Origin of the sequence: Psychrobacillus sp. FSL H8-0484 (genome assembly GCF_038005325.1) — a bacterium.
Lineage (GTDB): Bacteria > Bacillota > Bacilli > Bacillales_A > Planococcaceae > Psychrobacillus.
In genome coordinates this window covers 3,576,864-3,589,632 of record NZ_JBBOSZ010000001.1, presented here as the reverse complement: position 1 = coordinate 3,589,632, position 12,769 = coordinate 3,576,864, and the positions used below count along the sequence as shown (strand labels likewise).

The 12,769-nt window shown below is 35.3% G+C and carries 11 protein-coding genes, 1 pseudogene and 1 riboswitch; of the genes and pseudogenes, 9 read left to right on the top strand and 3 right to left on the bottom strand.

Annotation, left to right across the window (positions count from 1 at the left end; translation table 11 throughout):
* Positions 1-86 precede the first annotated feature (86 nt).
* A pseudogene (locus tag MHH81_RS17555) lies at positions 87-374 on the top strand (DUF1116 domain-containing protein); the annotation flags it as partial.
* 183 nt (positions 375-557) lie between these two features.
* Here MHH81_RS17555 and MHH81_RS17550 read toward each other — a convergent pair.
* Positions 558-1,061, bottom strand: a complete 504-nt coding sequence (locus MHH81_RS17550) for a hypothetical protein (protein ID WP_340923714.1) — start codon at positions 1,059-1,061, stop codon at positions 558-560.
* 81 nt (positions 1,062-1,142) lie between these two features.
* Positions 1,143-1,529 carry a poly-beta-hydroxybutyrate-responsive repressor gene (phaQ, locus tag MHH81_RS17545; protein ID WP_340925325.1) on the bottom strand — a complete coding sequence of 129 codons (387 nt, stop codon included), beginning with the start codon at positions 1,527-1,529 and terminating at the stop codon, positions 1,143-1,145.
* A 252-nt stretch (positions 1,530-1,781) separates the two neighbouring features.
* Here phaQ and MHH81_RS17540 point away from each other — a divergent pair, with 252 nt between their 5' ends.
* The 7 genes from MHH81_RS17540 (at position 1,782) to MHH81_RS17510 (ending at position 9,019) form a co-directional block, all read left to right on the top strand.
* On the top strand, positions 1,782-2,150 hold the full coding sequence (locus MHH81_RS17540) for a polyhydroxyalkanoate biosynthesis repressor PhaR (protein WP_340923711.1): 369 nt from the start codon (positions 1,782-1,784) through the stop codon (positions 2,148-2,150).
* Positions 2,151-2,196: 46 nt separating this feature from the next.
* Positions 2,197-2,973, top strand: a complete 777-nt coding sequence (gene fabG, locus MHH81_RS17535) for a 3-oxoacyl-[acyl-carrier-protein] reductase (protein WP_340925324.1) — start codon at positions 2,197-2,199, stop codon at positions 2,971-2,973.
* A gap of 81 nt (positions 2,974-3,054) precedes the next feature.
* Positions 3,055-4,143, top strand: a complete 1,089-nt coding sequence (phaC, locus tag MHH81_RS17530; protein WP_340923709.1) for a class III poly(R)-hydroxyalkanoic acid synthase subunit PhaC — start codon at positions 3,055-3,057, stop codon at positions 4,141-4,143.
* 464 nt (positions 4,144-4,607) lie between these two features.
* Positions 4,608-6,512 (top strand): endonuclease MutS2, encoded by a 1,905-nt coding sequence (locus MHH81_RS17525; RefSeq protein ID WP_340923706.1) that lies wholly within the window; start codon positions 4,608-4,610, stop codon positions 6,510-6,512.
* Positions 6,513-6,610: 98 nt separating this feature from the next.
* Positions 6,611-6,790: a small acid-soluble spore protein H gene (locus MHH81_RS17520; protein ID WP_340923704.1), complete on the top strand. Its 180-nt coding sequence runs from the start codon at positions 6,611-6,613 to the stop codon at positions 6,788-6,790.
* Between the two features lie 179 nt (positions 6,791-6,969).
* Positions 6,970-7,054: riboswitch (cyclic di-GMP riboswitch) on the top strand.
* A gap of 83 nt (positions 7,055-7,137) precedes the next feature.
* Positions 7,138-8,550, top strand: coding sequence for a DUF5667 domain-containing protein (locus MHH81_RS17515; protein WP_340923701.1), 1,413 nt, complete (start codon positions 7,138-7,140; stop codon positions 8,548-8,550).
* A 205-nt stretch (positions 8,551-8,755) separates the two neighbouring features.
* The gene (locus tag MHH81_RS17510) at positions 8,756-9,019 is read left to right on the top strand and encodes a DUF1292 domain-containing protein (RefSeq protein ID WP_340925323.1); all 264 of its coding nucleotides are present in this window, start codon (positions 8,756-8,758) and stop codon (positions 9,017-9,019) included.
* A 353-nt stretch (positions 9,020-9,372) separates the two neighbouring features.
* Here MHH81_RS17510 and MHH81_RS17505 read toward each other — a convergent pair whose 3' ends face one another.
* A complete protein-coding gene (locus MHH81_RS17505; RefSeq protein ID WP_340923698.1) occupies positions 9,373-10,173 on the bottom strand; it encodes a protein kinase domain-containing protein in 801 nt (266 codons plus the stop codon).
* Between the two features lie 335 nt (positions 10,174-10,508).
* Between MHH81_RS17505 and MHH81_RS17500 the strand changes: the two genes are divergently transcribed.
* Positions 10,509-12,743, top strand: coding sequence for a PepSY1/2 domain-containing protein (locus tag MHH81_RS17500; protein ID WP_340923696.1), 2,235 nt, complete (start codon positions 10,509-10,511; stop codon positions 12,741-12,743).
* Positions 12,744-12,769 lie beyond the last annotated feature (26 nt).

Here is a 12,769-nt window from a genome sequence, read left to right as displayed (position 1 = left end):
CTGAGTATTTTCCTATCTTTGCTTGCATATTCAAGGATCAAATGCAGATTAATATACTTTTTTACTTGATGAAGGTAGCATATGGTGTTGGTGGGACAGTTGATGATGCGACTAGCTTTTCAACTAAAATGAAGGAAATTACAACTACTGAAAATCAAAACGTGACAATTCCATTACTAAACTTCATGGGAATTCCTACTGGAATTGATGTTCAAAAAGTAATTCAAACAGGAATTATGCCAATTATTAATACAGCGATTGCCCATAAAGATGCGGGAATTGGAATGATCGGTGCTGGTATTACGAATCCTCCAGTGGAAGCTTTTGAAAAAGCTAGTGAAAAGGCTTTAATTGTCCACTTTTCTGTTTATTGAAGTTAAAAATAAGAGGAAGGCGGCGACTCCCGCGGAAAGCGCCCGCCAGTAACGGAATCGCCTAGATGTTATATTAAAAAGCGAGTTGTTGAACGACTTGTCGTTCAACAACTCGCTAAGAGATGATTAATAAGCTTTTTCAGATGCCTCATTATCAGGTGTCTTTTTTATTGTAAAACACATTTATACAGTTGGTAAAAGTAGACGATTGGTTTCTTTAATATGCTCGGTTAGCAGTTCGATTTTATTCAATACATCAGAACTGTTTTTTTGTTGTTGGTCCAGTGTTGCTTTCACATTCGTCTCTAATTGAACTTGAGATTGTGTGAATAGATCTAACAAGACTTGGCTAGATGAAGCAGAGATAGCCTGTACGGAATGGTTAATTTCTTCGACTTGACTCATCCAACTGGACAATAATTGGCTAACTTGATCGTTATTAATTGTCTTGATCGTGTTTTGTAAATTTGCTTTCCATTGTCCTGAGATACTATTTTTTTCTTCTTCGATCTTACTTAACGCCTCTCTAGTAGAAGTTAGTACGTCTTTCTGGGTAGCGAAAGTTTGTAGAGATTTTTCGGCAAGTTCTGTTTGAAAAGTATGAAGTGCTTTAAAGCTGTTCACCCATCCATCCAAGATTAAATCTACTGCGTTAGGCTTTTGGTTTTTCGTTTCTTCATTACTCATAAAATCTTCCTCCTTTTAATTGTAAACACAAATTTTTTAGCTATATATGATGCATGCAACTAAGTGCATTGGTACCGTTTTTTACTGCTCCACATCCAAGTCATTTGAGGGCTGTTTGTAAGGAAATAATGGTTGATACAAATTGAAAAACTGATTAATCATATTTTGGTAACTTGCAAGAGAATTTGCCCAAACATCTAAATACTGTTCACCTGCCGTTGTAATCGAATAAATACGTTTGGCAGGTCCATCAGACGCTGTATCCCACTCAGATGTAACTTTTCCATCCTTCTCCAGTTGCCGTAAAATCCGATAAAGATTTCCTTGATCCACCGCATTGAACCCAAATTGTGTAATCTTTTGCATCAATTCATAGCCGTGGGAATTCAAGTCCCGAAGATGGAGAAGCATGATTGGAATAAGGAAATTTTTCGGTGTACCTAATTTAGAACTTTTCCCATCATTCATTGTCTCCTTGTTTATATCCACCTGTTATCACCACCAATCAAAAAATGATCATACATGTAATGTACACATAAGGACGGAAAAGTGTTCCTACATGTAATTTACACATAAGGTCAAAATAATATGACTTTGAAATTAAAAATAATAGATTAATTAATTTCTGTGCATAAGTAATAGCACATATTCATACAGTAGTAGAGTCGTTTAAGAGGAACGACGAAATAACCACTGAATATAAGTAGGGAGATGAGATTTTTGACAAAACCATTGCCATTTGATCCATTCACCATGTGGAAAACTTTTTATGAACAAACCGAAGCGAACTGGACAAGTGCAATCCATGAAACGTTGAAAAAAGAATCTTTCTCTGAAGGAATGGGAGAGACCTTAAACTATTACCTTCAAGCCCAAGAACTTAAAAATGATACAACTGAAACCTTCCTAAAAAATGTAAATATGCCAACGCGGAGTGAGGTTGCAGATATTGCATTGCTCGTCATTAACGTAGAAAGCAAACTGGATACACTAGACGATAGGTTTGATGAAGAAATGATTCAACTAAAAAAAGTTGTTTCCAATCTAGATGAAAAATTAGATAAGATATTGGAGCTTTTAAGTAATTGATAAAAAAAATAAAATTTAACGATTATTGGAGTGTGTGTCTATGACTATGAGTCTAGCTCAATTAACAGCATTAAATACAATAACAAAACCACTTGAAGGTAAAGTGGCAGTGGTAACAGGTGGATCACGTGGTATTGGGGCTACAATCGCTAAAGTCTTAGCAAAAAATGGCGCATACGTTGCAATCAATTATCAAACAAGTATCGATCGTGCAGAGGCTGTCGTAAAGGAAATTGAAGACCAGGGTGGTATTTCATTTGCAATCAAGTCTGATGTATCCAAACCGGACGACGTAAAAAGCCTGATGGAAGAAGTAAAAAATCGTTATGGTAAGATCGATATTCTTATAAATAATGCTGGAATTACAAGAGACCGTACATTCCGTAAACTGTCCAATGAGGAATGGAGCGAGGTTATCGATGTTAACTTAAGTAGTGTGTTCTATACAACTTCTGAAGTTATCAACCATATGTTGGAGCAGGGGTATGGTCGAATTATTAATATAAGTTCAATCATCGGACAAGTAGGAGGATTCGGGCAATCGAACTATGCAGCTTCAAAAGCTGGGATTATCGGTTTAACAAAGTCCTTAGCCTTAGAAACTGCTAAAAATGGAATTACAGTCAATGCTGTGTGTCCTGGATTTATTGAGACCGAAATGGTAGGAGAAATGCCTGAAAATGTTTTAGAAAATATTATTTCAAAAATACCGATGAAGCGATTAGGGCAAACAGATGAAATTGCAGAGGCGGTATTATTCCTTATCCAAGCCAACTATATTACAGGTCAGTCGATCAATGTGAATGGCGGCTTATATATGTAACCTGTAATTTTATATATATGAATAGGGGGTTCTCCAAAAGGAGACCCCTCTATAATGTGTTTACTTATGAGGAGGAAAACAATGGGGTATCCTAATAGTAAGGAAATGGATAGTTGGTTAAATACAATGCCGGAAGAGATAAAAACTAGTTATCAACGCTATCAACGTGTCATGGATGTTCTTACGAAAGAACCTGATCCACTTGTTGGTCAAACCCCAAAAGAAGTCATTTGGACAAAGAATAAAGCGAAACTTTATCGCTATCAACCTCAGATGAAGAAAACGAACAGCATTCCTATTTTAATGATTTATGCATTGATTAATAAGCCGTATATACTGGACTTATCTCCTGGTAATAGTTTAATTGAACATTTAACCAATCAAGGTCATGACGTTTATTTACTTGATTGGGGAACGGCTGGTTATGAAGATAGACATATGAAGTTAGATCATTATATTTTAGATTACATTCCGCGAGCAGTTAAGAAAGTGTTGAAAACGTCTGATGCAGCTGAAATCAGTTTGTTTGGTTATTGTATGGGTGGGACGATGACTTCCATTTTTGCAGCCCTACATCCAGAGTTACCGATTCGTAACTTGGTATGCATGACAAGCCCTTTTGATTTTTCAGATGCAGGATTATATACAAACTGGTTAGATGAACGTTACTTTAATCTTGATAAGTTGGTTGATACACTTGGGATAATTCCACCTGATATGATCGATTTTGGAAACAAATTGTTAAACCCAATCGGTAATTTCTACGGACCATATATTAGTCTAGCTGATCGAGTGGATAATGAGAACTTCGTTAACAATTGGAAATTGATGCAAAAATGGCTATCCGATGGAATCCCTTTCCCTGGCGAAGCATATCGACAATGGATAGGTGAATTTTATCAACACAATAAATTAATCAATGACGAGCTTTATATAAGAGGTCAGAAGGTTGAGTTAAGCAAAATTACAGCAAACCTTTTAAATATTGCTGGTAAGAAGGATGTCATTGCTGCTCCTAAACAAGTAGAAGCGCTTAACGCCAAAGTTTCCAGTAAGAATAAGACATATCATTTGGCGAACACGGGGCATGTTTCCATTGTAACAGGCCGTACAGCAGTTAATGAAATTCATCCTTTGATTGATAAATGGCTAACGGAAAATTCACATTAATTTTATTCCACAAAGGGTTTATCCCATTTGACTCTATTTTAAAATGATGCTATATTGAAAATATTCTAATTAAAGGTGTGGTGAAGTATGTCAGAAGTAGGTATGAACTAATACTATTTAGTTTAATAAGGCTTTGAATAACTGGTTTTATTCCAGTTTATTAAGATTGCCTTGTTTCGCAGTGTTTCATCACATTGCGAATACCTACCTTAAGACTGCTTCCTTTTCCATATATTCGTTTAACATGATGTGTTGACGAAGAGCGTGGCGGGATTTGTCCTGTCACGCTCTTTTTCATTCTCTATGCCACATTATGTTGACGATAAAAATGCCTTGTGACGAACAAGGCTAATGCCCACAGGAGCTTTCTACCCATTTTACGGTTGCCATTTTTTACCCGTCAAATGGAAAGGTAGGAGGAATCTTTGTGGGCATTTTTTTTCATTATTGGAGGAGGATTACACATGAATACAATGACATATGAAAAATTACAATATAACGAACTAAAAGAAATGGTGAAATCCCATTGTGTCAGTAGTTTAGGAAAAGACTTACTTGATAAACTACAACCAAGCACAAATAGTAAGGTTGTTAAAAATAGACTGAATGAGACATCCGAGGCAAGAAGTTTATTGGATGCAGAAAGTCATCTGCCACTGAAAGGTATTTCAAATATAAGCCATCAGATGGAGAAGCTAGAAAAAGGCATGATTTTAGGTCCATCGGAGTTAGTGGCTATATCTGACTTCCTAAGAGGCTGTAGAACAATAAAGAAGTTTATGTTTGATAAAGAATTCTTTGCTCCAGTATTACATTCGTATGCCTATTCCATGATGGAGTTTAATCAAATTGAAGAAACCATTAATTTCTCCATTAGAGGTAATAGAGTAGATTCGGAAGCAAGTAGAGATTTAAAGCGAATTAGAAATCACATGGCGAAGACAGAAGAAAAAATTGAAGAACGTTTAAATAAATTTCTCAAGAGTGGTGCTAATAAAGAGTATATTCAAGAATTCTTTATAAGTAAAAAAGATGATCGTTTTACGGTTCCCATTAAAGCTTCTTACAAAAATCAGGTGGAGGGAACAATTATTGAAGTTTCTTCTAAAGGATCCACTGTATTTATTGAACCAGCTGCTATATCCAAGTTAAATGCAGAATTAGCAAGTCTTAAGGCTGAGGAATCGATGGAGGAGTATCAAATTCTAGCCACTCTTTCAGGTAGTATTCTCGAGGAAACGAGACAAATCAACATCAATATTGAACTAATTGGGCAGTATGACATGATTTTTGCAAAAGCAAAGTTTAGTAAAAGGATAGATGGTATTGAGCCAAAGCTAAATAATCATGGCTATATCCAATTGAAAAATTGTAAGCATCCTCTTTTGTCTGGAAATATTGTGCCATTAGACTTTGAAATCGGAAAAGACTATCGTAGTTTAATTATTACAGGACCTAATGCTGGTGGTAAAACGGTGGTATTGAAAACAATTGGAATACTAACACTAGCCGTCATGTCAGGTTTTCATATTGCAGCCGATGAAGGTACGGAAATAGCAGTTTTTGATAACCTATTTGTTGATATTGGGGACAATCAAAGTATTGAAAATTCACTCAGTACTTTTTCCTCTCATATGAAAAACATCTCAGAAATTATGAGTGCATCATCGAATAACACACTTCTTCTTTTCGATGAAATCGGAAGTGGTACTGAACCCAACGAAGGCGCTGCTCTAGCCATTGCCATCCTCGAAGAATTTTATCAAATGGGATGTATAACAGTTGCGACAACTCACTACGGGGAGATTAAACGTTACTCCGAAATTCATAGTGACTTTATGAATGCTGCTATGCAATTTAACAGTGAAGTATTAGAACCGATGTATAAACTATTAATCGGTAAGTCAGGAGACAGTAATGCGCTTTGGATTTCTAAAAAAATGAATTTACGTGAAAAGGTACTACAAAAAGCACAACATTATATAAACAACAAGAATTATGACTTAGAACGTGTGAAAGAAAGTAAGATAAAAAGGCAAATACAGAATACTCTTAAAGAAGAAGCAACTTATGATTTCGAAGTGGGAGACAGAGTAAAGCTCCTAGAACAAAATGATTATGGAATTGTATATGAGAAAAAAGATAACCACCATAATGTTTTAGTATTCTATAAAGAAGAAATGGTAAAAGTTAATGTAAAAAGGTTGAAACTAGAAGGAAAAGCAACCGATTTATACCCAGAAGGATACGACTTGAATTCTTTATTTATAAGCTATAAAGAACGAAAATTTCAACATGACATGGAAAGAGGATCAAAAAAAGCATTGAAACAAGTTTCGAGAGATATAAAGAAAAGGCTTAGTGAATAGAGTGTTTGTTATAATTTAGCACTATAGCTGGGGTTGAGTATATCCAAGGAATTTTGGGTAAATAATAAGTATTGAAAATGAAAAAGGAGGTAGCTTCAATGAATGCACAACGAGCAGAAGAAATTGTTTTTTCAACAGATATGATTAATGTAACCTATAATGGAGAAAATATTTATATTGAGCACGTGGATAAAGATAAGGGATTAGCGACTATCCATTCCCTTGATGAACCAACTAATAAACAAAGTGTTTCAGTAACAAGCTTATATGAACAGTAATTTAGTCATGAATTTTCCTCTTAAATAGAAACATTTAATATTGCGCCTCATTGTTAGAGACAACCTAACATTAGAGGTGCAATTTTTATGATTACTGAATCAGAAAATTATGGTAAAAATAGATAGATATCTATTATCTAGTAATATATAATTATCTTGATAGGACAGGCATTTGTCCTATTCGAAAAAGGCAAATTCATTGAAAGATGAAGACGCAAAGTCTCAGACCTAACGCCGAATGGTTATGGTGGCTGGACTGCCGAAGAATATGAATGATAACTTAAAAAAGGTTTAATTCACCATTCTTCCTTGTATTTCTATTTTTAATAGGAGAGAGGAGTTTTTTTATGTCCATTTTTAAAGAGTTACGAAACGTTGTACTCACACCATTGGTTGTGGCATTCTTGGTGCTTGTTGTAGGAGTTAATCCTTCATTTGCAGATACGAATGATGCTTCAACTCTAGTTGAGGAAGATGCAGTAGTAGAATCTGAGGTTACTGAAGAAGAATCAATAGTAACGGATGAAACAGAAGAAGTAGAAGAACCTGTATTATTACCAGGTGATTTTTTCTATTTTCTTAAAACATTACAGGAAAGTGTGCAATTGGCTTTCACATTCGATGAAATGAAAGAAGCAGAGTTACTAAGCGCATTAGCTGAAGAACGAATTCTTGAAGCAACGGCATTATTTGAGCAAGGCGATGAAGAGAAAGCAATCGAAACACTTCAATTAGCGATTGATCAACAAAATGAAGCGTTATCTAAGTACGAAGAAACAGACTCTACTGAAGTAGTTTCGGATGAAGATAGTACTACGAATGAAGAAGGTACGGAAGAAGCAGTTCCAACCGAAGAAGATGGTACAACGGAGGAAGACGTTGCCATAGAAGACGAGCAGGAAGAAGATTCTATATATACTGAACTTGAAATAAAATTCTCATCAAATCTTCTTGCTTTACAAGCTGCTTTCGAAAAAGTAGAAAATCCTAAAGCAAAAGAAGCACTTGCGAAAAATGTTTTAAAAGCTCAGGAAAGATTGGTTAAAAAGATTGAGAAGAAGTTAGCGAAAATGGATAAAAAGTCAAATGAAGAAACAATAGAAAATGAAACTACCCAACCTGTAGAACCGATCAAAGAAGGAGAGTCTGATGCTACAGTTTCTGAAGAAGAAAACCCAACAGAAACAGCGACTGATGTAGTTCAAGAACAGGGAAATGTGGTAAACGAAGACTCGACTAAAAAAGGTGAAACTGCTTCAACAGTAGTACTACCTAAAGTCAAAGAAATTAAGACACCTGTTGCACCAAAAGTACATCCAGCAGTAAAAGTGGAAGATAAGAAAGAAGACGCGGAAGTAAAACAAAAGGAAGTAGCTAAAGCGGAAGAATCAGCAAAAAAAGCGGAAGAAAAGAAACAAAGAGCAGAAGCAAAACAAAAAGAAGCAGTAGCTAAAGCGGAAGAAAAGAAACAAAAAGCGGAAGCAAAACAAAAAGAAGCAGAAGAATCAGCAAAAAAAGCGGAAGAAAAGAAACAAAGAGCGGAAGAGAAACAAAAAGAAGCATCAGCTGAAGCAGAAGAATCGGCTAAAAAGACTGAAGAAAAGAAACAAGAAGCGGAAGCAAAACAAAAAGAAGCAGCGGTTAAAGCGGAAGAATCAGCCAAAAAGGCTGAAGTAAAACAGCAAGAAGCCGAGAACAAACAACAAGGAAATAAAGACAAAGAGAAATCTAATAATGGGAAAAAGGACAAGGAGGAATAAATTCCTCTAACAATTACGATTATAGCTGAATAACGGACTGTATGATGCAATACATCAGCATAAAAAGAGTCAAACCTTGATATAATATGAAGGTTTGATTCTTTTATTTTTGCTAAAAAACCTGTAATGTAAGATAATTCGTATGTAGGTTTAAAAGGGAAGTTTGAAGATATTATTTTAGGAGGAGATTGGAATGGAAGAGAAATTGGAGAAAATTGAAGTTGGTGCAATCATTACAGTGTTAGATGAAAACGATCAGGAGCAAGAAATGGAAGTGCTAGGATTGTTAACTGTCGATGGAGATGAATATGCTGCTGTCGGTTTTGTAGAGGATATACAAGGAGAGTCAGAAGAAGATATTGATGTATTCTTTTTCCGAGTGGAAAACGATGGAGAATTATCTTTTATAGAGAGTGACGAGGAATTTGAGAAGGTTTCTGGAGCTTTTAATGAAGCAGGAGAAGCGTAATAAGCGATAGAAAAGAGAGGGGAATTATTCTCCTCTCTTTTTCATATAAAATTAGGACGATAGGATGAAAAAAGTACGGAATAGTAAGTTTTATCGTCAACCTATGTTAGAATGAGCACTATAAAAAAGATGGGGAGAGGTAAAATGTTTAAAAAAATATTGAAACAAATCAAGCAACTTTCCCAAGGTAGCAGCGAGCGAAGACATGGTCATTATCATCGAGGTAGCAGTAGTGACCGAAGAGGAAGTTATTACAAACGTAGCAACAGCAGTAGCAGCAGAAAAAGTTATAAGCGATCACCACTGAGTGGAAGTAACTACTACAAACGCAAGGGGAGAAGTAGCAGTTAATCCTAATGTATCCCTTCGTCTGCTTGAAGTGCAGTTTGAACATCAGTTGAAATTTCGCTAATAGTTGAATAAGATTCCTTCACTTGTAGGAGTCTTTTCAGCAAATGAACGGTTTCTTTTTTTATCGTAAGCTCTTCCGTCCAAGGGAGAGCTTTTTTATTTTTGGAAGGGTAAGTTGTATAGAGTAAATATAAAAGGATTTCTCCTAAATCGTAGTGGTCCTGCTGTTTCATCTCGTAGGAACTTGCTGAATCCATGGAGATTCCCTGCTTCGACAAACCAAAGTCAATCAAATAAGGTTGGCCGTCTTTTAGTAAAATATTTGGGATACGTAAGTCCCCATGGTAAATATCCATGCAGTGCAGATAATCGACTAATTTAAGGAGATCAGCAATAAGAAGTAAAGACTCTTCCTCATTAAAAGATACCCTCTTATGAAATATTAAGTCTTCCAGATTGTCTCCTTCTATGAAATTCATGACATAAAACAAATACGCGTTATTGAAAAAAGTATCCATTAATACTGGCATATTTTTATGATTTGTCGAACGCAAAACAGTTATTTCATTTTCAAACAAAGCAACCTCTTTTTTGTTGTGATGCTTACTTGGACGAAGCTGTTTCAGCCCTCTGATTTCGTTCGTCTTTAAATCCTTGCAGCGGTAAAAAATACCGTAGCTTCCGGTTCCGATAACCCTTAAAACCTCGTATCGATCGTTCAGAACTTTTCCTTCTTTAATAGGTACATCCACAAAATACTGATAAATTTTTCGAATAGAACGCAAAATAGAAACTTTTCTCACCTCGTTTTTATTCTAATAGTAACAGAAGTAAGTAACTTAAAAACCATCTCCAATACTTCCGTCATCTGCTTTTTGTTTCTTTAAAAGTTTTTACCAATCGTTATGAGAAGAAAAAAGGCATGTTCCCTCTACATTAAACATAATATTTATAGAACTGTTTACAATTTCCAATAGAAAGGGTGGAGAGTAATATTCTAATACACATTGTAAAAGGAAGGTATCCCTAGATGCCAAAGGGGATTTTCATAAAGAGTATAAAATATAGATGAAACTAGCGTTCGTAATTTAAAGCATTTACTGTACCACACAAGTACTATTAATTTAGGGGGATTATTTTGGTTATTTTAAAGAAATTTGGTATTGTTTTAACCTCTTCTGCTTTATCTTTTGGAATGTTTGCTTCTATTGCTAATGCAAATACTTCAACCACAGTGATGGAGCAACCTGAAAAAGTACAAATTCAAATGGTTTCCAAAGAAACAGTTTTCACCAAAGCCGATTTAATTAAGAAGCTTAAATCTTTGTTTCCTAATAAGTTTGACCAATTATCGAATAGTGATTTTCAAATGGGCGGTGGTTACACTTACCCCAACGATGACACGGTACGTTATGATTTATATTTTTCTAAGACAATTAATGGAAAGCAATTAAACGGTAATGTTGTATTTGTCGGTAAAGATTTAGAAATCGAGCACTTTTCTTTTCAACCACTAAATCAAAAAGAGGCTTTATTTCCTGCAAAGGTTTCAAAAGATGAAGCAATGGATATTGCAAAAGGGTTCATGAAAAAAATTGTTGACGGGGAAGAATATCAATTAGAATCAAATAATCCCCTCTATTATTATTCGAAACAAATATTAACAGAACCAGTCCGTTACTCATTTTCTTTTACTCGTACGAAAAATAAAGTATCCATTGCGGAGCAAAGAGTAGAGGTAACTGTCCTTGGCAATGGTGAAATTGTGAGTTTATATATGAATCCTGTGAAGAAAAACTCGTCCACTTTTGAGGATATTAAAAAAATAAAAGAGAGTAAAGTAATATTAGATAAAGTAAAGGAAAACCTTACTGTTGATTTACAATATCAAATAGAAACAGATTACCAAACGGGTGAGCAACGTATTCAGCTTGTCTATCTGCCAACAACAAAATTGATAGGAGTTCAAGCAATTTCAGGGAAGTGGTTAACAGCAAATGGGTATACAACCGTCTTTCCTGAAAAGAGAAAAATTGAAAAGATAACAGCTAAACCACTACCGTCCAAAAATAATGGAGTTACTGTAGAAGAAGCTAAGAAAATTGCAGAAAAATTTCTTAAACCAAAATCGGATAAATTTAAAATAAACATTCATTCTGTAGAAGAAGTAGAAAATTTTAGTGGCCAGGAAGTAATTCGTATCGGATATATGGTTAACTATGGGAACGGTGGATCTGGGGCGAGTTTGGAAATAAATAAACTTACGGGCGAGATTATTCAATACTATGATGTAATGAACCAGCTTCTAAATCCACTTGGGGAGAAGCCAAAACAAGAGTCCACACTCACTCAAAAGGAGGCCGTCGCTCAAGCGCTTAAATATGTAAAACAATATGTTCCTTCTTATCTACACAATTATTCGATGCCTGTAGAAGACGCCTATTTTGATGAGTATTCAGGTAGTTATAATCTTACTTTTCCAAGAGTCGTGAACGGCATTATGGTATTAGGGGATCAAATAAATGTAGGTATTGCAGCTGATGGTTCTTTAAACAGTCTGTATGTCAATTATCAAGAGGTAGAAAAATGGCCATCAAGTGATAAGGTCATTTCTGAGGCTGACGCAAAAGCTATCTTGAAAAATTCACTAAGTTTAAAATTGCAATATATGAAACAAGACATAATGGATCAACATTATGATTTAGTCTATTTACCTGTATTTAACGAGAATTCTTTTGGCTTTTTAGATGCCACAACAGGCAAATGGAATAGCTTGTATCCAGAGACAAATCCAATTGTGATTAAACATCCTTGGGCAGAAGAAGAACTGAATTATCTTATTAGTGCTAAAATCTTAGAACCTAAAGATAACAAAGCCTTTAATGGAGATGCTAGTGTTTCAAAAGGAGAAGCAATAAAAGTTATTATGAGTTCCCTTACCTATTTTTATGAAGGTATGTATAATGAACAAAATGAAAACATGAACCAAACTTTTGAGAATATAGATCCTAAACACCCGTCGTATCAAGTAATTGAACGAGCGGTCGAAGCAGGCATTATTAAACCAAATAGTAAGACCTTCGATTTAGAATCTCCAGTAACAAAAGAGGAACTAGCAGCTTGGTATATACGGGTTCTAGGACTTGAGCAAGCGGCGAAACATAGTAGTATCTATAAACTTGACTTTGCGGACGCAAATAAAGTTCAAAAAGAATACACTGGCTATGTTGCAATCGCAAACTCAATGGGAATATTAACAACTGAGCAAAATCAATTTAACCCAGCTCGAGAAGTAACCTATGCAGATTTGGCCGTTTCGATTATTCCCCTAGCCCACGCGATTGCCGAAAAAGGATATGGCTTGAGGTATTAACCTATAAAAACTTGTTCCCATATGAA

Excerpts from the sequence above, each read along its gene's own strand:
- MHH81_RS17550 (WP_340923714.1), bottom strand. The coding sequence starts at position 1,061 with ATGAGTAATGAAGAAACGAAAAACCAAAAGCCTAACGCAGTAGATTTA.
- phaQ (WP_340925325.1), bottom strand. The coding sequence starts at position 1,529 with ATGAATGATGGGAAAAGTTCTAAATTAGGTACACCGAAAAATTTCCTT.
- fabG (WP_340925324.1), top strand. The coding sequence starts at position 2,197 with ATGAGTCTAGCTCAATTAACAGCATTAAATACAATAACAAAACCACTT.
- MHH81_RS17525 (WP_340923706.1), top strand. The coding sequence starts at position 4,608 with ATGAATACAATGACATATGAAAAATTACAATATAACGAACTAAAAGAA.
- MHH81_RS17520 (WP_340923704.1), top strand. The coding sequence starts at position 6,611 with ATGAATGCACAACGAGCAGAAGAAATTGTTTTTTCAACAGATATGATT.
- MHH81_RS17515 (WP_340923701.1), top strand. The coding sequence starts at position 7,138 with ATGTCCATTTTTAAAGAGTTACGAAACGTTGTACTCACACCATTGGTT.
- phaC (WP_340923709.1), top strand. The coding sequence starts at position 3,055 with ATGGGGTATCCTAATAGTAAGGAAATGGATAGTTGGTTAAATACAATG.